This window comes from Lonsdalea iberica, assembly GCF_002111585.1.
Taxonomy (GTDB): domain Bacteria; phylum Pseudomonadota; class Gammaproteobacteria; order Enterobacterales; family Enterobacteriaceae; genus Lonsdalea; species Lonsdalea iberica.
This window is the reverse complement of record NZ_LUTP01000040.1, coordinates 1-22,396: the sequence shown is the minus strand read 5'-3', so window position 1 is coordinate 22,396 and position 22,396 is coordinate 1. Positions and strand designations below refer to the sequence as shown.

Sequence of the window (22,396 nt, the reverse complement as noted above, 5' to 3'; positions counted from 1 at the left end):
CTATTTTATCTGACTAAAGAGCATCGAATGTGAAAGTCCTGACGGTTTTCGGCACCCGCCCAGAAGCGATTAAAATGGCGCCATTGATCCACGCATTGGCCAAGGATGCGTTTTTCGAGTCAAAAGTCTGCGTCACGGCTCAACACCGGGAAATGTTGGATCAGGTCCTGGAACTATTTGGGATTGAGCCCGACTTTGATCTGAACATTATGCAACCGGGGCAGGGACTCAGTGAGATTTCATGCCGTATCCTCTCGGGGTTGAAACCTGTTTTGGAGGAATTCCGTCCCGATCTGGTGCTGGTGCACGGCGACACGTCCACCACGCTGATGGCTAGCTTGGCCGCGTTCTACCAGCGGATCCCGGTCGGACATGTCGAAGCGGGGCTGAGAACGGGCGATATCTTTGCGCCTTGGCCGGAAGAGGCGAATCGAACGCTCACCGGCCATCTGGCGCAGTATCATTTTGCGCCGACAGACAGCGCCCGGTTGAACCTGCTCAAAGAAAGCGTGCCTGACGCGACCATCAAAGTGACCGGCAACACGGTGATTGACGCGCTATTCTGGGTTCGGGACCTCATTGCCCGCGATCCTAAATTGAACCAGCCGTTACAGGCGCAGTACGCCTTTTTATCCGAACAGCGTAAAATGATCCTGGTTACGGGACATCGCAGGGAAAGTTTCGGCGACGGTTTCGAACGCATATGCGGCGCTCTGGCCGCCATCGCCCAACGTCATCCCGACGTCCAGATTGTGTATCCGGTGCACCTTAACCCTAACGTCAGCGAGCCGGTAAACCGCATTCTCAGCGGTATCGACAATATTTTCCTGATACCGCCTCAAAATTATCTGCCGTTTGTCTATCTGATGAACCGCGCTTACCTGATTCTGACGGATTCGGGCGGCATTCAGGAGGAAGCGCCTTCGCTCGGCAAGCCGGTCCTGGTCATGAGAGACACAACCGAACGACCGGAGGCGCTGGCCTCCGGGGTCGTGAGGCTTGTCGGCACCGATGCGACGAAGATTTTGCATAACGTCTCGGCGCTGCTGACGGATGAGTCAGCCTACCTGTCCATGAGTCAGGCGCAGAATCCCTATGGCGACGGTCACGCCAGCCAGCGTATCCTCGCGGCATTAAAAGAAAATCAGGTAACGTTATGAACTTCAATATAATTTCAGTCATCGGCTTGGGGTATATCGGTTTGCCCACCGCCGCGGCTTTTGCATCGCGGCAGCATAAAGTGGTGGGGATTGATGTGAATCGCCGCGCCGTGGAGACCATCAATCGCGGCGAAATTCACATCGTCGAGCCGGATCTGGACCAGGTCGTCAGCACGGCCGTGGCCGAAGGCTATCTGCATGCCTGTGTGCAACCGGTGCCCGCCGATGCCTTCCTTATCGCGGTGCCGACGCCGTTCAAAGGCGACCACGAGCCGGACCTGAGCTACGTTCGCGCGGCCGTTGAGTCTATCGCTCCCGTGCTGATGCCCGGCAATCTGGTCATTCTGGAGTCGACCTCGCCGGTCGGCACGACTGAACAAATGGCTGAGTGGCTGGCGCAGGCGCGTCCTGACCTGACGTTTCCACAACAGGTTGGCGACGCGGCGCAAATCAATGTGGCGTACTGCCCGGAACGCGTATTGCCCGGGAAAGTGATGGTGGAGCTAATCAAAAATGACCGCGTTGTCGGTGGAATGACGCCAACCTGCTCGGCGCGCGCCTGTGAGCTTTACCGCCTCTTTTTGGAAGGTGAGTGTGTGGTTACTAACTCCCGAACCGCTGAAATGTGCAAACTGACGGAAAACAGCTTCCGCGATGTGAATATCGCCTTCGCCAACGAGCTTTCGCTCATTTGCGATGAACAGCAGATCGACGTTTGGGAACTCATCCGATTGGCAAACCGCCACCCCCGCGTCAATATCCTGCAGCCGGGGCCGGGCGTCGGCGGTCACTGCATTGCGGTCGACCCCTGGTTTATCGTGGCGCAAAATCCCGCGCTGGCGCGGCTAATCCATACCGCCCGGCGGGTCAACGACGCCAAGCCGCAGTGGGTGGTGGACCGGGTAAAAGCGGCCGTCGCCGAAGCGTTAGTGAACACTGACAAACGTCCGAGCCAGCTCCGCGTCGCCTGTTTCGGGCTGGCGTTTAAACCGGATATTGACGATTTACGCGAAAGTCCGGCGCTGGATGTCGCGACCCGGATTGCTGAATGGCATACGGGAGAAACGCTGCTCGTCGAACCGAATATTCAGCAACTGCCGGATTTTCTGCGTGAGACGGCAACGTTAGTGGATTGCGCCACTGCCTTAGAAAAGGCCGATGTCCTGGTCATGCTGGTCGATCACCGTCCGTTCCGTGCGATTGCGCCTGAACAGGTCAGCCAACGTTGGGTAGTGGATACCAAAGGCGTGTGGCGATAGCCGCCCCGCCGTTAACTGCCTTCGCACGATCACAGGACATCGCTTATGCCGCTGCACGCCAATGTGGAACCTCTGAGCTGGGAAAGCGCGTTTTTTCATCGCGCCAGCGGCAAGCTGCTGTTTTCAGACGCGGCGCCCGTGCTCAATGCCGCGGCGATGGCGCAGTACGATATCGTGCAGGCTAAAATCCCGGCGGATGCGACCGCACAAGCGGATGCGCTGTCCGCACTGGGCTTTCGGCTGGCGGAAAGCGAGGTCGATCTTAGCGTGTCTTTAGCCGACCGGCTGGACTCCGAGGCGTTCGACGGCGTACGTCATGCCGTGGAGAGCGATATCCCTACGCTGCGCGAGGCGGCTCGCAAGACGTTTGCGCTCAGCCGTTTTCGCACGCCGTGGTATGCGCCGGAAGACAGCGGACGATTTTATGCCCGCTGGGTGGAAAATGCGGTGCTCGGAACGTTTGACGACGTATGTCTGGTGCTGGAAGACAGCCGCCGCCGACCCCAGGGGTGGGTGACATTGCGACAGCTGCCGGAGCAGGAGGCACGCATTGGTCTGCTGGCGGCGTGGCCGGGACAAGCCGGACGCGGCACTGGCCGTCGCCTGATGCTGGCGGCGGAATCGTGGTGCCGACAGCAGAACGTTCTCCGTTTACGGGTGGCGACCCAACTAGGCAATATTGCGGCGTTGCGGCTTTATCTCAGCGGCGGCGCGCGAATCGACAGCACAGCCCATTGGCTATACAGGTGACGATATGATCCCATTCAATGCTCCGCCCATCGTAGGTTCCGAACTGGAATATATGCAGGCTGCCATGCGCAGCGGCAAGCTATGTGGAGACGGCGGTTTCACCCGCCGCTGTCAGCAGTGGCTGGAGCACTATTCCGGCAGTCCCAAAGTGCTGCTCACGCCTTCCTGCACCGCTTCCTTGGAGATGGCGGCGCTGTTGTTGAATATCCAGCCCGGCGATGAGGTCATCATGCCGAGCTATACGTTCGTGTCGACGGCGAATGCCTTCGTGCTGCGCGGCGCCACTATCGTCTATGTCGATATCCGTCCGGATACGTTAAACATTGATGAAACCAAGATAGAAGCTGCGATCACAGACCGCACACGCGTTATCGTGCCGGTGCACTACGCGGGCGTGGCGTGTGAAATGGATGCCATTATGGCCCTGGCGCAGAAATACGGGCTGTACGTGGTGGAAGATGCCGCGCAGGGTGTGATGTCCCGCTATAAGGGACGGCCGCTGGGCTCGATAGGCCACATCGGCTGCTTCAGTTTTCATGAAACCAAAAATTACACGGCGGGCGGTGAAGGCGGGGCGACGCTGATTAACGACCCCGCGCTGATCGACCGTGCGGAAATCATCCGCGAGAAAGGCACCAACCGCAGTCAGTTTTTCCGCGGTCAGGTTGATAAATACACCTGGCGCGATTTAGGCTCCAGCTACCTGATGGCGGATATCCAGGCGGCTTATCTGTGGGGACAGCTGGAAGCGGCGCAGCGGATCAACGAACGCCGACTGCGCCTGTGGGACGCCTATTATGCTGCGTTCCTTCCTTTGGAACAGGCGGGTAAGCTGAAACTGCCGACGGTTCCGGCCGACTGCGTCCACAACGCCCACATGTTCTATTTGCGGCTGCGCGATAACGAACAGCGCAACGACTTCATCAACTATATGAAAGAAGCCGAAATTATGGCCGTCTTCCACTACATTCCGCTGCACAGCAGCCCGGCCGGACAGCAGTTCGGACGTTTCTCCGACGAAGATAGCTTCACCACGCGTGAGAGCGAGCGGCTGGTGCGCCTGCCGCTGTTTTACAACCTGCGCCATGTGAATCAGCGTACCGTCATCAGTACGGTGCTGAGTTTCTTCTCCTGACATGTCACTTGCCAAGGCATCGGTCTGGACAGCCGCCTCAACGCTGATCAAAATCGGGGTAGGTCTGGTCGTCGTCAAGCTGCTGGCCGTCTCTTTCGGGCCCAGCGGCGTAGGACTGGCGGGTAATTACCGCCAGCTGATCACCGTGCTGGGCGTGTTGGCGGGCGCTGGCATTTTCAACGGCGTCACCAAATATGTCGCGGAATATCAGCAAAGCCCGTCGGAGCTGCGTTCTTTGCTAGGCACCGCGACGACGCTGGTCACTGTTTTCTCTCTCGTGCTGGCGCTTGTGCTATGGCTGGCCGCGGCGCCAATAGCGGTAGCGTTATTTGGTGATGCGCGTTTCGCCTCTGTGGTTCGGGCGTTGTCGTTGCTTCAGATCGGTATCGCCTATGCCAACCTGTTTTTGGCGATCCTGAAAGGGTATCGCCGTGCGCGAGGCAATGCGCTGGCGATTATCGCAGGCAGCCTGATGGGGTTACTGGCCTATTTGGCCTGTTTCTGGCTGGGCGGCTACCACGGCGCGCTGGTCGGTTTGGCATTGGTGCCGGCGCTGATCGCGATTCCGGCAGCCTGGTGGCTTAAGCGTTCGACCCCGCTGCGCTGGCCGATGCTTAAGCCGTTCTGGGAGCGGATAGTGGCGGGGCGTCTGGCGAAATTTACCCTGATGGCGTTGATGACGGCGGTGACGCTGCCGGTGGCGTATATCACCATGCGTAATTTGCTTGCCGCGCATTATGGTTGGGATGCCGTCGGGATCTGGCAGGGCGTCACCACGATTTCCGACGCCTATCTGCAGTTCATCACGGCGGCGTTTAGCGTCTACCTTCTGCCGACGCTGTCACGGCTGACCGAACGCAGCGATCAGGCGCGGGAAATTATCACTGCGCTGAAGTTTGTTCTGCCCACCGTGGCGGCGGTGAGTTTTGTCGTCTGGCTGCTGCGCGATGCGGCGATCTGGCTGCTGTTTTCACATCAGTTTACTGCGATGCGCGACCTCTTTCCTTGGCAACTGGCTGGGGATGTGATGAAAGTGAGTGCTTACGTCTTTGGCTATCTGGTCATTGCGAAAGCTTCCTTGCGCTTCTACCTGTTGACTGAAATCAGCCAATTTCTCTTGCTGATGGGATTCGCACATTGGCTAATCCCCCTGCACGGCGCACTGGGCGCGGCACAGGCTTATATGGCAAGCTATCTGGTCTATTTCCTGCTGTGTTGCGGCATATTCATTATTTATTGTAGGCGAGCATGACCCCCTTAATTCACGTGCTGGGTGCGGATATTCATCATCACAACCAGACGGTACTGCGTTTCTTCAACGACGTGCTGGCCCCGTCGCTGCCCGCTGAACAGGTGCGGCGCTTTATGGTGGTGGCTCCGAAGGATGCCGCATGGCTGCAAAATCTGCCAGCGCTGGCCGTCGACTGCTATCCTGACAAACGTGCGCTGGCGAAAGCGGTTGTCGCGCAGGCCAGAGCGCGCCGTGACACCCGTTTTTTCTTTCATGGTCAATTCAACCCGTGGGTGTGGCTGGCGCTGTTGATAGGCGGCATCCGGCCTGCCCAGGCTTACTGGCACATTTGGGGCGCTGATTTGTATGAAACGGCTCGCGGCATGGCTGCTCGTCTGTTCTATCTGATGCGTCGCCGTGCGCAGGGGCGCATTGGCCGCGTGTTCGCAACGCGTGGCGATTTGAACTATTTTGCGCAGCGGCAGCCGCAGATTCCCGCCCAACTGCTCTATTTCCCCACGCGCATGGACCCGACGCTGGCTGCGTCAAACGACCTGAAAGGCCAGGCCGGGCCGATGACCATTTTGGTCGGCAACTCCGGTGATAGCACCAACCGTCATATTGAGGCGCTACGGGCGATTCACGAGCAGTTTGGCGAACGTGCGCGGGTGATTGTCCCCATGGGCTATCCCGAGAATAACAAGGACTATATTGCGCAAGTCCAGCAGGTCGGCGATACGCTGTTCGGGGTGAAACGCTTTCAACTGCTGCGTCAGAAAATGGCGTTTGACGATTACCTGGGAATGCTGCGCCGTTGCGACCTGGGCTACTTCATCTTTGACCGCCAACAGGGCATTGGCACCCTGTGCCTGCTGATACAGTTCGGCGTTCCGTTCGTCATTAGCCGTCACAATCCGTTCTGGCAGGATTTGCAGGAGCAACATTTGCCGGTGCTGTTTTACGGCGACCCCTTGGATGAGGCGGACGTACTGGAAGCTCAACGGGCGCTAGCGCGGGTCGATAAACGGCATATTGCGTTTTTCAATCCAAACTATATTCATGGCTGGCGTCAGGCACTGGCGCTGGCGGCGGGAGAGCCAGTATGACCGAATGGCAGGTCAGCGGACTTCTGGGGGTGTACCTCGTCTCCGTGCTGTTCATCCTGTTTCTGACGTGGCAAGAGTTCAGACGGGTACGATTCAACTTTAACGTGTTGTTTTCGATACTGTATCTTCTGACTTTCTATCTCGGCTTCCCGTTTACCTGCCTGCTGGCGTTCCGATTTGATGTGGCGGTTGTCCCGGCGCAGTACCTCTTGATGGCTTTGCTATCGGCGACGGTGTTCTACGCCATTTATTATGCGACGTATAAAACGCGGTTGCGCGCCTCGCCCGTCGTTTCCTCCCCCCCAATGCTGAGCTTCACCCGGGTAGAGACGCATCTGGTCTGGGCACTGCTGGCGCTGGTGGCGGTGGTGACCGTCGGCATTTTCTTTCTCCACAACGGTTTCTTGCTGTTTAAGCTGCGGGCCTACAATCAGATCTTCTCCAGCGATGTGTCTGGCGTGGCGCTGAAACGCTTTTTCTATTTCTTTATTCCGGCGATGCTGGTGGTCTATTTCCTGCGTCAGACGCAACGCGCCTGGCTGGGGTTCTTGCTGGCGACGGTGGCTTTCGGCGTGTTGACTTACCTGATTGTCGGCGGAACGCGGGCCAACGTCCTGATCGCCTTTTCGCTGTTTCTGTTTATTGGCATCGTGCGTGGGTGGATTTCGCTGTCGATGCTGGTCGCGGCGGGATTGATGGGAATGGTCGGGATGTTCTGGTTGGCGCTGAAGCGCTATAGCCTTGACGTCAGCGGCGCCGAGGCCGTTTATACGTTTCTATATCTGACGCGGGATACGTTCTCGCCGTGGGAAAATCTGGCTCGGCTGTGGCAGTTCTACGACGACATTCATTTCCAGGGACTGGCGCCCATCATTCGCGATTTTTATGTCTTTATTCCGGGCTGGCTGTGGCCGGGACGGCCTTCGCTGATCCTGAATAGCGCCAACTACTTCACCTGGGAAGTGCTGAATAATCACAGCGGACTGGCGATGTCGCCCACGCTGATTGGCTCGCTGCTGGTCATGGGCGGGGCGGCGTTTATTCCGCTGGGCGCCGTGGCCGTCGGACTGATTATCAAGTGGTTCGATTGGCTTTATGAGCGCGGTCGCCAAAGTCCTAATCGCTATAACGCGGCGATTTTGCAGGCTTTTTGCTTTGGCGCGATATTTAACATCATCGTGCTGGTCAGGGAAGGGATGGATGCCTTCGTTTCTCGGGTGGTGTTTTTCTGTCTGGTCTTTGGCGCCTGCCTGCTGCTGGCCAAGCTAGTATATTGGCTGCTGCTACAGGGCGGAGTTATCCGGCAGCGCTGGCGGAATCTACCGCCGTCCGGGCTGGAGCAACGCCCTGCACCCGTGAGTCCGCGACGCGAATAATGAGGAAAACAATGGAACACAATGACGCGATCCCACAGTACCAGATCCGCGGGATCCCGCTGTACGGCTTCGAGAACATGACGCAATGCGTGGATTATCTGCTGGCTGGTGAACAGGTCAAAACCGGCACTTTGGTGGCGATTAACGCTGAAAAAGTTCTGGCGACGGAGCGGGATACTGCGCTGAAGGCGCTGATTGACGCGGCGGAATACAAATATGCGGACGGCATCAGCATTGTTCACTCTATCCGGCGGAAATATGCGGATGCCCGCGTGGAGCGTATCGCCGGGGCCGACCTCTGGGAAGCGTTGATGCAGCGCGCTGGCGAACGAGGAACGCCGGTCTTTCTCATCGGCGGCAAACCCGATGTGCTGGCTCAGACGGAACGGGAGCTGCGCCGCCGCTGGCAGGTGAATATCGTAGGTTCTCAGGACGGCTATTTCAGCGTGGAGCAGCAGCCGGCCTTGTTCGACCGCGTGCGCGACAGCGGCGCACAGCTAGTGACGGTAGCGATGGGCTCTCCCAAGCAGGAACGAATTATGCAGGACTGCCGCCGGGTGTATCCTGAAGCGCTCTATATGGGGGTAGGCGGCACTTACGACGTATTTACCGGGCACGTGAAACGCGCGCCAAAAGGCTGGCAGAACCTGGGGTTAGAGTGGTTGTATCGACTGCTGTCTCAACCCAGTCGGATCACGCGGCAGATAAAGCTATTGCGCTATCTGGCTTATTACATCAGCAGACGTCTGTAGTCCGCTTTCCTCCCCCGCGTTTGCTTGAACGCTAACGATTGAGTTATAAGCAAACGCATACCTTTCTTATTTAGTTATAACTCCTCCCCCGAAGATGTTAATCCCAACAGCATTGCTGTATCTTTTCCGGCGCCCTGTTTCGGGCGGCGTTTTTTTGCGCGAGAGGTACCGTTGATCGTTGCCGGCGAAATAAAACAATTCATTAACTCGGCAGAAACAAACACAACATGGAATGATAGAGGATTTATGACAAAAAAAGTCAAAGAAGATCAGCTCCACCGGGGTCTGGAGGCAAGACATATTGAACTGATCGCGCTTGGGGGCACCATCGGCGTCGGTTTGTTTATGGGCGCGGCGAGCGCGCTGAAGTGGGCCGGTCCTTCCGTCCTGCTGGCGTATATCGTAGCTGGCCTTTTTGTGTTCTTCATTATGCGCTCAATGGGCGAAATGCTGTTTCTCGAACCGGTGGCCGGTTCGTTTGCTGTATACGCTCACAACTATCTCAATCCCTTTTTCGGCTATCTCACCGCCTGGAGCTACTGGTTCATGTGGATGGCAGTCGGTATCTCGGAAATCACGGCGATAGGCGTGTACGTCCAGTTCTGGTTCCCGGAACTTCCCCAGTGGATACCGGCGATAGCTGCCGTCGTGCTGGTGGCGGGCGCCAACCTGGCGGCGGTGCGTCTGTACGGTGAAATCGAATTTTGGTTCGCGATGATTAAAATCACCACTATTATTGTGATGATTGTCGTCGGCGCTGGCGTGATTTTCTTCGGACTGGGCAACCACGGTGAGGCCACCGGTTTTGCTAACCTGACTGAGCATGGCGGCTTCCTGGCTGGCGGCTGGAAAGGGTTGTTGTTCGCGTTGTGTCTGGTTGTCGCCTCTTATCAGGGCGTTGAGCTGGTGGGGATTACGGCAGGCGAAGCCAAAAACCCGCAGGTGACGCTGAAACGCGCTATCAACAATATCCTGTGGCGTATCCTAATCTTCTACGTGGGCGCGATTTTCGTCATCATCACTATCTTCCCATGGAACGAAATCGGCACTACCGGCAGCCCCTTCGTGTTGACCTTTGCCAAAATCGGTATCACGGCGGCGGCAGGCATCATCAACTTCGTCGTGCTGACCGCGGCGTTGTCCGGCTGCAACAGCGGCATGTACAGCTGTGGGCGTATGCTCTTCTCCTTATCCAAAAACCGTCAGTTACCGGCGGCCTTAGGCAAAGTCACCGCCAGCGGTGTGCCTGCGGCGGGCGTAATGGTCTCTATTCTGTGTCTTATCGCCGGGTCGGCCCTGAACTACATCATCCCCAATCCGGAAAAAGTCTTCGTCTATGTGTATAGCGCGAGCGTTCTGCCGGGTATGGTGCCGTGGTTTGTGGTGCTGGTCAGCCAGCTGCGTTTCCGTCGTAAACACGAGGCTGCCATTGCAGGTCACCCTTTCAAGTCAATTCTCTTCCCGTGGGTTAACTATCTGACGATGGCGTTCCTGCTCTGCGTCTTGGTTGGGATGTACATTAACGCGGATACTCGTCTGTCGCTGATTGTGGGAGTGATCTTCCTGGCCTTCGTCAGCATGATTTATGCGGTTCTCGGTCTGGGTAAAAAGCAGGCTGAAGTGAAATAATCACCCGTAAACAGCGGGTGGGAAAGCGGTAGAGTCGATGATTTTAAGGGAAATGAGCAAAGCGTAAGCAAACGCGCTCTTTCTACGAAAAAGCACTAGACAGGCTTCTATTAAATCCGTAGTATCCCCACCCGCAACGGCGCTACGCGCCCGTAGCTCAGCTGGATAGAGCGCTGCCCTCCGGAGGCAGAGGTCTCAGGTTCGAATCCTGTCGGGCGCACCATTCGAAGCATTTATATGACTCGATGTAGTGCGGGAGCTGCGGAGGTACTTAATGACTCCGTGAGAAGTGAGTACCGGAAACGTAGTAAAGAAGTGGTAGTTATGGTGGCTATAGCTCAGTTGGTAGAGCCCTGGATTGTGATTCCAGTTGTCGTGGGTTCGAGTCCCATTAGCCACCCCATTTTTAAAGTTTGTGATATGCGAAGGTGGCGGAATTGGTAGACGCGCTAGCTTCAGGTGTTAGTGTCTTAACGGACGTGAGGGTTCAAGTCCCTCTCTTCGCACCACGCAAGCTCAGATGTCAGTGACATCATGCAGTCGTAGTACAGCATTACCCGTCGGCGAGTAGCGCAGCTTGGTAGCGCAACTGGTTTGGGACCAGTGGGTCGGAGGTTCGAATCCTCTCTCGCCGACCACTATTCTCAGTGTCTTGTTTGTGTAACAGACAGGGCCATAAAGAAACCGTTGGTGAATTTAACCAGCGGTTTTTTTTCGTCTGTAATTTGGTCTCGAGTGACATGCGCGATCTGCCTGTGTCCTACTCAATCGCCACGGCTTCCTTCCTCTTCTCCACCTTGCCGCTAGGACTGTTTTGGCAGGCGAGTTTACGTCCTTCACACATCAACCTTATTTTTTTAGAACAAGACGACATCGATGGGGTTGGCCGCTCTGCCTTACTTCTCAGGTATGGCTAAAATAATTCTCTTAGAAACCATCTTTAGATATTGAATGCCAGTACACCTATCTGTAGATATATTCCCTTTTCTTATGTCAGTAACTTTATGTCAGAAATATCTCCTTATTTTATGTCGTTGGGGTTAGATGATAATAAAACAGTTGAATGAAAAAGGTGTTAGTGTCAACCTCATCTTCAGTCAGTAATATTTTTCCATCGATAACATTTTATTTTTTCTCTTTATTCAGCATGCTTATCAATCAATAAAAGGGAATTTTTCATTTATCAAGGAGAATAAGAATGGTTTCATGTTTGACGGAAGCGCGCTTTCACTTTAGCTTTTTATATGAACGAATGCGGCATAGAAAAATATTGTGGGTGGTAAAGAATCAGCGTCAACTCAATAAAGAAATCCTTGATGGTGTTCATTCATTATTATCAAAAAAAGAATTCATTAACGATAACGATATTTGTTTGCTCGAAGAAGCCTATGGAACGTTAAGTCCTTCTGAGATTTATTTAGCTGAACGTTATGGCGTGCCTTCACACCATATACTCAGTGCGGAAAATGTCATCAACGTGCGCCATTTTGATGTGGCGTGTCTGCAAAACGTCCGAGCCCGTTACGAGCAACATGGGCGCAAGGGCGCCATCGTGTTTCGGGATTTCGCATTGGATACGCGTTGGATGGCTTTTTTCGATGGCCGCGTCGTTAACGCGCATTTCGCCATGCTGCCCTATGCGTCAGGCCAATATACCATCGAGCAGATTGCGACGATGGGCGATAACAGAAAGCTAGAACAAGCGGCGGGTGCGACGTTGCATTATCTTGATGGGGTTAGCGGTCCGCCGTCTCTTATCGCACAGGAGGCGTTGCTCAATCTCTGGAACCTGCCGTCGATTTGGGCGGTCAAGGGCGAGTCTTACTTAATCGCTTTCCGGCTGTTGGATGACTACCTGAACACCGAGGCGGCTTTTAGCCGGCGAGATGTGATTCAACGAGACATCGCCAACGGCTATGGAATATCCGGTCGTTTAACGCTTTCGGAGGATGAGAAGCGCCTCGCCCAGAAAAACTTCGTACGCATGAAAAAGGATTTCATCTACGAATAACAAAAATAAATCGCGACTTAATTCAATCTATATAGCAATGGTGCTCCACGGTCATCCGTGATGATTCGTTTTATGCGGGGCGGTGATCACGACGACGCATTTATATGATTAAATAAATAGTTTTTATTTGTGATGATTAACATAGTGGAATTAATACGTTCCCGACTGAAAGGGGGGGTTATTTCATGGCTTATTTTTTTGCCTCGAGAGATCGTTTTTAAAACTGAAATACCCTGTCCAGGCGCGTAGTGTCCTAAAAAAGAAACAGAGTAGGGGCTGTTATTTCAATTTTGAATGAATCTGTTGTCAAACATACCGCCTGTGAAGGTTGGTCCGCTGTTGCCAATTGGGGCAGGGGGATGCCGTGCGGGCATACCCCTATGTTTTAAAACTGTGTCGACGACGTCAGCGTCGGGTCGATAAGAAAGTAAGTCTTATCGTAGGCGGCGTTATCATCGATGACCTGCTGGATCTGGCGAGCTACATCTTCCCGATGGATCAACCCGAAAGCTTCCTCTTGCACCCGGATGGACAGGCCGGTTCCTGACCCAGACTTGAGACCGCCGGGTCGGAGTATGCATCCCTTCAATCGGCTCGTCTTCAGCCAGCATTCCGCCAACGATTTTTCCCGAACGGCGTGGCCGAATATCTCTCGCGCTTTTGGCGACAGCAAATGCCAGCTCTCCCCGCAGCCAATTGACGTGACCAGCACCATATGGCCGATACCATAGCGCTCCGCGCTATCGATAATGAGCCGATTGCCGGCATAGTCGGCCTCCGCGCTGCCCAGAGTGGAAACAATCCGCGCCTGCGGACCCGCGGTTTCGCAGGCAATCTGGACGCTGCGCGCATCCAGCGCATCCCCTTCCACCACCGTGACGCCACAGTTACGCAGCCCCTGCGCCTGTTCGACATTGCGGACCAGCGCGGTGATGGCGCGTGACTCTTGCAACCCCAGCGCCACCAGCGCCCGGCCGACGCCGCTCGCGCCGCCAAAAATCAGCCATGGATGTTTTTCCATCAGTTCGTTTCCTGTTTCACTACACGTTTTGCCCATCGCGACACCCAAATGTTTCGCCTGTTAAGCCGCCGCCTGTGGTAACAGTAACGGCGGGATTAACGTTTGCAAAGCCTGCAGCAGATTACTTGCCCAGAAACGTCCGTCCGCCGTGAGATGGAAACGCGCGCCGTTTAACCGCAACAGACCGCACTGTTGCCATTGTTGCAACAGCGGCAGCAAAGGCGTGGGATCGTCCAGCACACGCGCCAGATCGACATATCCGGCATCGATGCCGCCCTGCAGATCCAACCGCCAGCGGTACTGATCGCTGTGGGACGTCATCATGGCGATGGGTTTACGGCCTTCGCCGATCGCCCGGTAATAGTCGTCCAGATGACGAGCCATCATGTAAGCCTGTCCGCGTAGACTGCCGCCCGCACCGCTGCCGAGAGCGAGATAGTCCGCGCCCTGTTTGATAAGCAGATTGTACAGATTGCGTTCGCGGGTGTGGCGAGACCAGTGACTGTTACTGAGCTGACGCCAGTTTTCATCCGCCAGGAATTGCTCCCCGATTAGGTAAAGTTTGCGACACAGGTTCACGTCGGGCAGCGTTACCCGTTGGTTTTCGACGGCTTTCGCCAGCAGGGTATTGGGCAGGAGGTTCAGGGCGTAGAGATCGACGCCGTCCAGCGGAAGATCGCGTACGATCGCCAAATCTTCCCGCCAGCTTTCTACCGTCTGCTCCGGCAGGCCAAACATCAGATCGCAAATGATGGCCGCGCGGTCGCGTTCAGCCAGTTTGTGGATAAATGTCATCGCGTCTTCCCGGTTGGCCCGGCGCCCCAGCCGCTGACGCACGCGTGTATCGAAAGTCTGAATGCCGATGGAAAAGCGGTTGGCCCCGGCTTCCAGACAGGCGTCGATCCGCTCATCGTCGAAGTTGAAGATGCGCCCTTCGACGGTGATTTCGCAATCCGACGCCAGCGGCAGTTTCTTCCGCAATGCGCTGATAATCTGGTGCAGCTGTCGGGCCGTCAGCGCCGAGGGGGTGCCGCCGCCCAGATAGATCGCGTGGATCGGCGAAGACTGGTGCAGCGGACTGTCCGCCTCCAGGTCCAGTTCTCGCATCAGCATGTCGCAATAATGCGCGATGGCTGGCTCATCTTGCTTGTTCTGGTAGAAACCGCAAAATTTGCACTGCGTGGCGCAAAACGGAATGTGCACATACAGCAAGCGTTTATTGCCGGTCTGCGTAGTGCCCAGCAATCCTTGCCAGGCGGTATCGATTTCCGTGGGAGGAAGCGGTCTTTGCTGGCGCCAAGGCATGGTGGCCCAGCGACCGCTAAAGGGAAGCCCGTGTTCAGCTGCGAAAAAAGGGGAAAGATCAAGAGACATAAATGGCGTGTTCCTCTGTAAATCTGCCGGTCACTCTTGAATGTAAATGAAAATAAAAATCATTTATCTCCGGAGATGGAGGAAAAGCATAATACAGCCGCTCGATGGAAAAGTTGACGCATATCAGAAGAAAATCCGACATCGTGTCGGTAAAGGCCCTGAAAAGGGCTAAAATTCATTAAATTTTGTTAATGTGCCTGCCGATGCCGATGCCGATGCCGAGCGATGAGCCGAATGGTGCGGAATAGTCGAACCCGTTACATGCGTGTTCTGTCCCACGGCAAATGACGTTATGCTTGACGCGAGCAGACACTTTTCTATGATTTCAAATAGATTGCAAGCTAAGTAAAATTCTTGCTTAAAGATGATAATGATTGTTATTATCTTCAAAGGGATCGAGGCGATATTTTAATTACGAACCTCTATCTACATGAAAATTATAAGGTAATAATAAGCTTGCTGAATCACTCACCCGGTGTTCAAAAAAGCGCTAACCCCACATGCACTCGGGTTTCAGGGGATTTGCATGCGTATTCTTGTAGTTGACGACGATTCTGTTCATTGTCACTGGCTGAGCGAAAAACTACACGCTCACGGTCATGCTTGCCAGATCGTTCACGACGGCGGCAGCGCTTTAATAGCAATACAGCAAGAGATTTACGACGTTGTCCTGCTTGACCGTATGCTGCCGGTGATGGACGGCTTTACCGTGCTGCGCGAACTTAAAGATCGGCCACATCCTCCCATCATGTTGCTTTCGGCGCTGGATCGCGATGTTGACCGCGTGACGGGGCTTGAATTGGGCGCGGAAGACTACCTGACAAAACCCGTCAATTTTGACGAACTGCGCTTACGGCTAGATATCATGGTCGGGCGTGCGCGTCGACGCACGGAGTCCAGTACCGTACTGACTTTTTTCGATCTGAGAGTCGATTGCCTGCAACGTACTGTATGGCGAGAGGGGAAACGCATTGAGCTAACCGACAAGGAAATTAAACTGTTGATCATTTTGATGGAATCCCCCGGTCAAGTTTTCAGCCGAACGCAGCTGTTAGAGCGCGTGTGGGGCTACCGTTTCAACCCGCAGACCAACATTATCGACGTTCATATGTCCAAGCTACGCGCCAAAATCGACAAGGGTTTTGCACAGCCGCTTATCAAGACTCTGCGCTCGGTCGGCTACTGTTTAAGCCGGGAGGATAAAGCGTTTCCTCTTTCCGATGACTCCGTGAATTCTCCCTATCATCACGTTTGAAAGTGCGGCTGAGATCATCCTCCGTCAGGACGTGATCGTACGCGGCAAGCACATCGTGACGTCATAGGTTCCATTAGCCCCTTTGACCGTGACTGTGCCATAAAACACCGATAACAGATTCGCCCCGCTGCTGTCAGTAATCCGGTAAGTCGTGTTTTGATTTACCTCATCATTTTCAATATGGAAATAGCTTTTACACCCTGGAGCGGCCAATTCTTTGAGTCGATGAAATACATTTTCAATCTCATTTCTCGTCACCTCGGGCTGAGGGTGACAAAGTTTAAAAAGGTCATCGAGCGCTTCCGCCTGATGGGTGGAACAAAAAAACGCTTTTATTTGCTCCCATAGCGTCATGACAGGGGTCGTGTCCTGTCGATGAATTTCTTGAACTCTTTGATGAGTTATACCCGCCGACAACCAGCCATCACCAACATAAAGAGACATCGTGAGTGCTTCAATGAATGAGTATGTCTGTAAAAACTAATCCGATGCACCCGTTGTTATCATCCGGCAAAGGGCTGATTTTCCGTCATCAGACATCTATTGTGAGAGGTCCCCACGTTCCAATCAGGCTGGCTTGACGCGGTTGACTGACGGTCAGGGGGGAAAGGAGGTGGACCGACGAGGTGACGGCCTACGTGACGATAAATTGCTGAAGCTTGTTGATTCGGTATCGCCAAGACAGGTTAAGAGAGCCCGGAGATTGCGGGATGGAAGGTCAACCGCATCAACGGGTAACGGTCGTCACCACCCGTGAGCGGTTCTCCCTTTCTTCGCTCGTCGTGTTACGCCTGTCGGGGAAAGGTCGCTATCTTTTTTTCCAGACTGTGCTGCTGCCGGCAGAGGTCGACCGCTTTCAAATCGGACAGGAACGACTGGCGCCAGTGGCTGATGTCGTTGCGGTTGATCACCGCCATCATGTCGCTGTAACGGGCAATCCTTTCCGCCAGCGGCATCGTCAACGCTTGATCCAACGCGCTAGCAACCTGATCGCGATCGTACGGATTGACGATCAACGCGGAGGTCAGTTCATTCGCGGCGCCGGCGAATTTAGACAGAATGAGGACGCCCGGATCGTTCGGATCTTGTGAGGCGACGTACTCCTTGGCGACCAGATTCATGCCATCGCGCAGCGGCGTGACCAAGCCTACCTCGGTATAGCGGAAAATCTTCATCAGCAGTCGACGTTCAAAGTGCTGATTGAGGTAGTAAAGCGGCGTCCAGTTCAGCGTGCCGTAGCGGCTATTGATACGCCCGGCCTCGGTTTCCAATTGGTGGCGGATGTCCTGATAGGCCTGCACGTCGCCGCGTGAGGTCGGGGCGATCTGCGTATAGCGGACGTGACCGCGATGCTGCGGATAGTGCTCCAGCAACGACTCGAAGGCCAGGAAGCGTTCGGGCAGCCCCTTGGAGTAGTCCAAACGTTCTACCGCAATGACGTTCTTCAAATTCACCAGGCCGCGACGGGCCTCTTCCAGCTTGGCGGGCAGCGGACCCTCCGCCATTTTACGGATGCTCTCCGGTTCGATCCCGATAGGATACACCTCGGTGCGGAACAGGTTGCCAAACGCGCTGTAAGTCCGTTGATCAACGGTTTTGACGGACGTCAGCAGGGACAAGCTTTCGAGAAACGCCTGACGGTCATGCTCGGTCTGGAATCCCAGCAGATCGTACTCACACAGTTTTTCCAGCAATTCCTCGCAGGGCGGCAGCGCGTTGAAGATATCCGGCGCCGGGAAAGGGATGTGCAGGAAAAAGCCCATCCGATTGTTCAGGCCCAATTGACGGCACGCGGCACCGAACGGCAGCAGATGGTAGTCGTGAACCCACAGAATATCGTCCTCTTTCACCAGCGGTTGCAGGCGCTCCGCCAGCAGCGTATTGACGCGGCAATAGCCTTCCCACGCGCTGCGGTCGTACGACACCAAATCGAGACGATAGTGGAAGGCGGGCCAGAGAACGGTATTGGAGAATTGACAGTAATACTCTTCGTAATCTGTATGGCTCAGGTTAAATGAGGCGTAGGTGATGCCGTCGTTTTTCTGGATCCGCAGAGGCAACGGATCGTCGCTGATGTCTCCGTTCCAGCCGTACCAAAGCCCGCCGCTGCTTTTGAGCGCATCCAATATGCCGACAGCAAGACCGCCGGCGCTCTGTCTCTTGCTATCGGGGGCGGCAATTCTGTTTGATATGACGACTAATCGACTCATCGCTTTAGCTCCTTACCAATGAAATGTTGTTTTCATACATGGCCTGCTGCTGTGTGAGCCAAAGATGTACCGCTGCCACGTTGGCAAGTCGGTAGCGTGCTTCGCTGGGCCCTGGGCCGACTTTGACGGAAATGCCGCCGAGGGCGTTCACCTGACGGAAGCCTGCTTCGTCGGTAGTATCGTCGCCGATAAAAAGCGGAGTGCGTCCGGCGAAAGGTGAAGATTCCATGAAGGTGTTGATGGCGGCGCCCTTGTTTGCTCCACGCGGTTTCAGTTCCACCACGCATTTGCCGGTTTGTACGGTCAGCTGCGGATAACGCTCACATAGCGACTTGGCCAGCGCGGTGACCTCCGGCTTATAATTTGGGGCCTGACGGTAGTGCAACGCGAAGGACGCGCCTTTGTTTTCCAGTCGACAGCCGGGAAGCGCGGCCAGCGCGGCGGTCAACGCTTCCTGCAAGGGGCCGACGATAGCGGCGGGGAGGCGTGTTTCATGACGTTGCCCGCTGATTTCGCGTCGTTCCGCGCCGTGAATCCCTGCTGCGGGCAAGATGAGCGGGGCGACCAGCGCGTCCAACTCTGCGATCGGACGTCCAGAGATCAACGCTAGCGCGCCATCATTGCCGGTAAACAGGGTATGCAGCGTATTGCAAACCTCGGGTGGGACCACCACCTGTTCGGGGGTGGGCTGAATCTCGGCCAGCGTACCGTCGAGATCGAAGAAAAAAGCATAAGCATTTAAGCGTAAAGGGGGTTCTGGTGCCTTGTCTGTCATCGTACCGCTCCTCCTTTTAAGAAATGATTTGGAATCTGTTTGGCGTTGAGTCAGTACTGCGCCCGATAGCTCCTTTTGTTGATCCGTGAAATTAAGGCAGTGCCATTAATTATAGGTATCAATGAATAATTCGCTAGCTAAATGATGGTTTTTTATCCATTATTCGTGATGGTTTTTCAACCATTAATTTTGTATGGTCTTTTGTTTTTCTATTGATTATTAACCCTTTTAAGGCTTTTTACTTGCCGTTCTATCTTAGTCTCATACGGTATATGTCCGGCTAATTCAGCGTGCTATATTTTTATACCAACGCTCTGTTTTCAGCGGCCTTTCCTCCTTTTTCTGGCCTGACCAAACCCTGATCGAATCCTACGCGAAGAGTCACCCGCGGCTTCTCACCCGATGGATGTTCTTCTGATTGGAAACAATTTTGGTACCACCGAAACGCATGAGTCGGGGTCTGAAGGCAAATGTCCGGTGAAACAAATTGAGGTGGACGTCGCCATAGGCGCGTGTCGAAGGCGAGCTGGATATGCATTCGCCACAGGCGGCGGCAGAAAACGCTGAACGTTCAGATGCCGGCCTGCTCAACGTCGCCGATGTGTTCGCCATGCGGAACAGGTCGGCCTTCTCTCCGCCTGAACCGAGAGACGCCATGAATCTACGATTGCGCTTGGCGGCGTTAGCCGGTGACGACACAATTTTTGACGTTAGCGGTCGCCGCCTATGCGCCGCTACGGGCTTGGGGCATCCATTTCGACGGTGCGCACGCAGATCTCGTCATGGTGTATCGGTCTATTCAAAACCACGGTGTTTACGTCATGGAGAGATATGGTCGTCTGGCTTCCTCTTTTACCGTTCGCTATCCGTCGGGGCCGAACCCCCTTGAGGTCGCGAAAAGGGAAGCGGTGGCAATTATCGGGCCGTCAGGCTTGGGGAAGTCGACGCCGCTGCGCGGCATGAACTTGCTGGAGTCGCCGGAAGCAGGCACGATCGTCATCGGCGAACGCACGCTGGAGTGCCGACGATATACGCGCAAGGAGGCCCATGCGCTGCGTCAGCAGCGGCGATGGCCTTCCAGAACGACAACCTGTTCAAGAATAAAACCGCGCTGGAGAATGTCGCTTAGCGCTTGTCGTAGTGAAAAAATGCCCGGAGCGCAGTCTGGGAGAAGGGCAAGGCTTGCGGGTGCAGATCAGTCTGGAACCGCAGGCCAGGCAGTATGTGGTGAGGCTATCCGGCGGTCAGCTGTTTTTCCGACAATTCGCAGACGCAGTGCTTCCTGCGGCAGTTAACGACGATTCAGGAACCGACAGAGTATGTGATCTGACCGATTCTCACTTTTGTTACGCCCGGTGTTGTCCGATGGCGTTACCGTTAGGAGTTTCCCATTATGAAAGTGCACCCTCAGCATGAATCTTTGGCGCAGTACGTTCAGGCGTTCCGCCATAATATGCATCAGTATCCCGAACTGTCTCATCAGGAGTTCGAAACGACCCGGAAAATCCGCGCTGAGCTGGAAAAAGAGGGCATTCGCCTCCTCGACCTGCCGTTGAAAACCGGCTTGGTGGCCGAGATCGGCCGCCCCGAGGCGGAGCCGATGGTCGTTTTGCGCGCAGACATTGATGCCTTGCCGATTGAAGAAGAGTCCGGCGTCGCGTTCAGCTCTCACCACCAGGGCGTGATGCACGCCTGCGGGCACGATTTTCACACGTCGGCGGCGCTGGGCGCGGCGATATTGCTGAAACGGGCGGAGTCCGAGCTTAAAGGCCGGGTGCGCATTCTGTTTCAGGCGGCGGAAGAGACCGGATTAGGGGCGCCTGACGTCATCGCCACCGGCGCGCTGGACGGAGCGGCGGCGATTTTTGGGATCCACAATGATCCAACGCTGCCGGTCGGCGTGATCGGGGGTAAGGATGGCGCGCTGACTGCGGGCGTCGATCGTTTTGAAATCAAGATCGCCGCCAAAGGGTGTCACGCGGCCAAACCGCACGAAGGTAACGATCCGATCGTCATTGTGGGGCAGCTGATCGGCGCGGTACAGACGATCATCAGCCGTAACGTACCCTCGGACAACAACGCGGTGGTGTCGATTACGCAGGTGCATAGCGGCAGTACCTGGAACGTTATCCCCGATACGGCCTATCTGGAAGGCACGGTGCGGACCTTTAGTTCGGCAGCGCGCGATTTGATTGAACAGCGTTTTCGGCACGTTGTTGCGGGTATCGCCAGCACATACGGCGCGGAGATTGAGCTGTTGTGGCACGCCGGGCCGCCGTCAGTCGTCAATACGCCTCGCTGGGTGGCGTTTTCCCTGCAGGTCGCCAGCGACGAGGGGTTCGAGGCGCGCCGCGTGGAAGCCAGTCCTATTGGCGAAGACTTCTCCTTTTATCAGCAGAAGCTGCCGGGCACGTTCATGATGGTCGGTTCCGGCGGACCGTACGCGCTGCATCATCCCAAATTTCGGGTAGACGATCGGGCGCTGTTCCCGGCGGCGCACTATCTTTACAGCGTGGCGCGCAAAAGCCTGGAACAACTGTCGCAGGAAACGTGATGGCGGTGGCGACGAGTCGATATAGGGAATGCCCTGTGAACTTTTAGGTATTCACCGCCGCAAATTACGGCGGTTTCCGTACCGTAAAGCCTCATGTTGGGCCATGAGCGGCGACCTCGGCGCTGTCTTCATCAAGCGACAGTTCCGGTCGCAGGTTGTCGCCAAAAGAAGACGGATAATGTATTGATTAGCTTAGGTTATTCATAATTGACGCCAGACTGTCTCTTACAGGTGACAGGCTGGCGTTTTTGCTTTGACGATCTAAGTAAAATTAGCGGCGACGGCATGACAAAAGCAGTATTAAATATTATTATTTTTCATATAGTTATTCATGTCTTGGCCTTTAAGATTAATCACTATGGCAAGAGTGGCACGGTTGATGCACAATGCTCACCGTAGATGCTCATTCCATTTTCTATGTTTGCTTCGGCTTCATAACCCTGGGAATGACGCAGAGCCTTTATCGGTGCCTATCGTCCACTATGACATGAACACTAATTCATGAAACGTTTCGGACATTACGTTGAGTGAGGCACCACCCCTAGTCTTTAAGACCTGATGTTTATTGACGCTTGCCGAGGTTCGGCAGGCGTTTTTTTTTGGGTAATACGGAACGTTGCGCGAGAAGCAGGGTGTTCAGGATCGGGGCGAGGCAAGCCTTGACAAGCTTGTTGTGACTGATGAAATCCTGCCCGACAGGGCCAAAAGTTAATGGGTAAATTATTTCTTTGTCTTCAACTTAACTTTATTCTCATCAATTTGGTTAATTAATAGCCTTTACCTTTCAAAATGACCATC

18 protein-coding genes and 4 tRNA genes are annotated in these 22,396 nt (G+C 54.8%); 17 read left to right on the top strand and 5 right to left on the bottom strand.

From position 1 onward, the window contains the following. Positions 1-29: 29 nt before the first annotated feature. From wecB to AU511_RS13440, 14 genes are all read left to right on the top strand, one after another. Positions 30-1,160 (top strand): non-hydrolyzing UDP-N-acetylglucosamine 2-epimerase, encoded by a 1,131-nt coding sequence (wecB, locus tag AU511_RS13505; protein WP_094110004.1) that lies wholly within the window; start codon positions 30-32, stop codon positions 1,158-1,160. After that, on the top strand, positions 1,157-2,419 hold the full coding sequence (gene wecC / locus AU511_RS13500) for a UDP-N-acetyl-D-mannosamine dehydrogenase (protein WP_094110003.1): 1,263 nt from the start codon (positions 1,157-1,159) through the stop codon (positions 2,417-2,419). The genes wecB and wecC overlap by 4 nt, the downstream gene beginning before the upstream one ends. Positions 2,420-2,464: 45 nt before the next feature. Continuing rightward, positions 2,465-3,169, top strand: a complete 705-nt coding sequence (rffC, locus tag AU511_RS13495; protein WP_094110002.1) for a dTDP-4-amino-4,6-dideoxy-D-galactose acyltransferase — start codon at positions 2,465-2,467, stop codon at positions 3,167-3,169. A gap of 4 nt (positions 3,170-3,173) precedes the next feature. Beyond that, positions 3,174-4,304: a dTDP-4-amino-4,6-dideoxygalactose transaminase gene (rffA, locus tag AU511_RS13490; protein ID WP_094110001.1), complete on the top strand. Its 1,131-nt coding sequence runs from the start codon at positions 3,174-3,176 to the stop codon at positions 4,302-4,304. Position 4,305: 1 nt separating this feature from the next. Then, entirely contained in the window at positions 4,306-5,556 is a 1,251-nt protein-coding gene (wzxE, locus tag AU511_RS13485; RefSeq protein WP_094110000.1) for a lipid III flippase WzxE, read from the top strand. After that, the gene (locus tag AU511_RS13480) at positions 5,553-6,641 is read left to right on the top strand and encodes a TDP-N-acetylfucosamine:lipid II N-acetylfucosaminyltransferase (protein WP_094109999.1); all 1,089 of its coding nucleotides are present in this window, start codon (positions 5,553-5,555) and stop codon (positions 6,639-6,641) included. Before wzxE ends, AU511_RS13480 begins: the two co-directional genes overlap by 4 nt. Next, the gene (wzyE, locus tag AU511_RS13475; protein ID WP_094109998.1) at positions 6,638-8,017 is read left to right on the top strand and encodes an ECA oligosaccharide polymerase; all 1,380 of its coding nucleotides are present in this window, start codon (positions 6,638-6,640) and stop codon (positions 8,015-8,017) included. The genes AU511_RS13480 and wzyE overlap by 4 nt, the downstream gene beginning before the upstream one ends. Positions 8,018-8,028: 11 nt before the next feature. After that, positions 8,029-8,769, top strand: coding sequence for a lipopolysaccharide N-acetylmannosaminouronosyltransferase (gene wecG / locus AU511_RS13470; protein WP_094109997.1), 741 nt, complete (start codon positions 8,029-8,031; stop codon positions 8,767-8,769). 246 nt (positions 8,770-9,015) lie between these two features. Further along, entirely contained in the window at positions 9,016-10,398 is a 1,383-nt protein-coding gene (gene thrP, locus AU511_RS13465) for a bifunctional threonine/serine APC transporter ThrP (protein ID WP_094101266.1), read from the top strand. Positions 10,399-10,544: 146 nt separating this feature from the next. Further along, positions 10,545-10,621: transfer RNA gene (locus tag AU511_RS13460), tRNA-Arg, on the top strand. Between the two features lie 104 nt (positions 10,622-10,725). Continuing rightward, positions 10,726-10,801: transfer RNA gene (locus AU511_RS13455), tRNA-His, on the top strand. Positions 10,802-10,820: 19 nt separating this feature from the next. Continuing rightward, a tRNA-Leu gene (locus AU511_RS13450) sits at positions 10,821-10,907 on the top strand. A gap of 52 nt (positions 10,908-10,959) precedes the next feature. Next, positions 10,960-11,036, top strand: a tRNA-Pro gene (locus AU511_RS13445). A gap of 560 nt (positions 11,037-11,596) precedes the next feature. Further along, on the top strand, positions 11,597-12,409 hold the full coding sequence (locus AU511_RS13440) for a hypothetical protein (RefSeq protein ID WP_094109996.1): 813 nt from the start codon (positions 11,597-11,599) through the stop codon (positions 12,407-12,409). Between the two features lie 385 nt (positions 12,410-12,794). Here the strand turns inward: AU511_RS13440 and AU511_RS13435 are convergent, their stop codons facing one another. Then, the gene (locus tag AU511_RS13435; protein WP_094109995.1) at positions 12,795-13,430 is read right to left on the bottom strand and encodes an NAD(P)H-binding protein; all 636 of its coding nucleotides are present in this window, start codon (positions 13,428-13,430) and stop codon (positions 12,795-12,797) included. Between the two features lie 60 nt (positions 13,431-13,490). Beyond that, positions 13,491-14,804 (bottom strand): heme anaerobic degradation radical SAM methyltransferase ChuW/HutW, encoded by a 1,314-nt coding sequence (gene hutW / locus AU511_RS13430; protein ID WP_094109994.1) that lies wholly within the window; start codon positions 14,802-14,804, stop codon positions 13,491-13,493. Positions 14,805-15,330: 526 nt separating this feature from the next. Here hutW and AU511_RS13425 point away from each other — a divergent pair. Continuing rightward, the gene (locus tag AU511_RS13425) at positions 15,331-16,059 is read left to right on the top strand and encodes a response regulator transcription factor (RefSeq protein ID WP_094109993.1); all 729 of its coding nucleotides are present in this window, start codon (positions 15,331-15,333) and stop codon (positions 16,057-16,059) included. Between the two features lie 24 nt (positions 16,060-16,083). Here AU511_RS13425 and AU511_RS13420 read toward each other — a convergent pair whose 3' ends face one another. The 3 genes from AU511_RS13420 to otsB all read right to left on the bottom strand — a co-directional run bounded on the left by AU511_RS13420 (position 16,084) and on the right by otsB (position 19,044). Then, a complete protein-coding gene (locus AU511_RS13420; protein WP_094109992.1) occupies positions 16,084-16,503 on the bottom strand; it encodes an SGNH/GDSL hydrolase family protein in 420 nt (139 codons plus the stop codon). A gap of 341 nt (positions 16,504-16,844) precedes the next feature. After that, entirely contained in the window at positions 16,845-18,269 is a 1,425-nt protein-coding gene (gene otsA / locus AU511_RS13415) for an alpha,alpha-trehalose-phosphate synthase (protein ID WP_094101259.1), read from the bottom strand. Between the two features lie 4 nt (positions 18,270-18,273). Continuing rightward, a complete protein-coding gene (gene otsB / locus AU511_RS13410; RefSeq protein ID WP_094109991.1) occupies positions 18,274-19,044 on the bottom strand; it encodes a trehalose-phosphatase in 771 nt (256 codons plus the stop codon). A gap of 689 nt (positions 19,045-19,733) precedes the next feature. Between otsB and AU511_RS13405 the strand changes: the two genes are divergently transcribed. Together AU511_RS13405 and AU511_RS13400 are read left to right on the top strand one after the other, a co-directional pair. Then, entirely contained in the window at positions 19,734-20,339 is a 606-nt protein-coding gene (locus AU511_RS13405) for an ATP-binding cassette domain-containing protein (RefSeq protein WP_240503838.1), read from the top strand. Between the two features lie 98 nt (positions 20,340-20,437). Next, positions 20,438-21,598, top strand: a complete 1,161-nt coding sequence (locus tag AU511_RS13400; protein ID WP_094109990.1) for an amidohydrolase — start codon at positions 20,438-20,440, stop codon at positions 21,596-21,598. Positions 21,599-22,396: the final 798 nt, after the last annotated feature.

Bases quoted from the DNA above. Each gene is read 5' to 3' on its own strand.
- wecC (WP_094110003.1), top strand. From the start codon at position 1,157: ATGAACTTCAATATAATTTCAGTCATCGGCTTGGGGTATATCGGTTTG.
- rffC (WP_094110002.1), top strand. From the start codon at position 2,465: ATGCCGCTGCACGCCAATGTGGAACCTCTGAGCTGGGAAAGCGCGTTT.
- rffA (WP_094110001.1), top strand. From the start codon at position 3,174: ATGATCCCATTCAATGCTCCGCCCATCGTAGGTTCCGAACTGGAATAT.
- wzxE (WP_094110000.1), top strand. From the start codon at position 4,306: ATGTCACTTGCCAAGGCATCGGTCTGGACAGCCGCCTCAACGCTGATC.
- AU511_RS13480 (WP_094109999.1), top strand. From the start codon at position 5,553: ATGACCCCCTTAATTCACGTGCTGGGTGCGGATATTCATCATCACAAC.
- wzyE (WP_094109998.1), top strand. From the start codon at position 6,638: ATGACCGAATGGCAGGTCAGCGGACTTCTGGGGGTGTACCTCGTCTCC.
- wecG (WP_094109997.1), top strand. From the start codon at position 8,029: ATGGAACACAATGACGCGATCCCACAGTACCAGATCCGCGGGATCCCG.
- thrP (WP_094101266.1), top strand. From the start codon at position 9,016: ATGACAAAAAAAGTCAAAGAAGATCAGCTCCACCGGGGTCTGGAGGCA.
- AU511_RS13440 (WP_094109996.1), top strand. From the start codon at position 11,597: ATGGTTTCATGTTTGACGGAAGCGCGCTTTCACTTTAGCTTTTTATAT.
- AU511_RS13435 (WP_094109995.1), bottom strand. From the start codon at position 13,430: ATGGAAAAACATCCATGGCTGATTTTTGGCGGCGCGAGCGGCGTCGGC.
- hutW (WP_094109994.1), bottom strand. From the start codon at position 14,804: ATGTCTCTTGATCTTTCCCCTTTTTTCGCAGCTGAACACGGGCTTCCC.
- AU511_RS13425 (WP_094109993.1), top strand. From the start codon at position 15,331: ATGCGTATTCTTGTAGTTGACGACGATTCTGTTCATTGTCACTGGCTG.
- AU511_RS13420 (WP_094109992.1), bottom strand. From the start codon at position 16,503: ATGTCTCTTTATGTTGGTGATGGCTGGTTGTCGGCGGGTATAACTCAT.
- otsA (WP_094101259.1), bottom strand. From the start codon at position 18,269: ATGAGTCGATTAGTCGTCATATCAAACAGAATTGCCGCCCCCGATAGC.
- otsB (WP_094109991.1), bottom strand. From the start codon at position 19,044: ATGACAGACAAGGCACCAGAACCCCCTTTACGCTTAAATGCTTATGCT.
- AU511_RS13400 (WP_094109990.1), top strand. From the start codon at position 20,438: ATGAAAGTGCACCCTCAGCATGAATCTTTGGCGCAGTACGTTCAGGCG.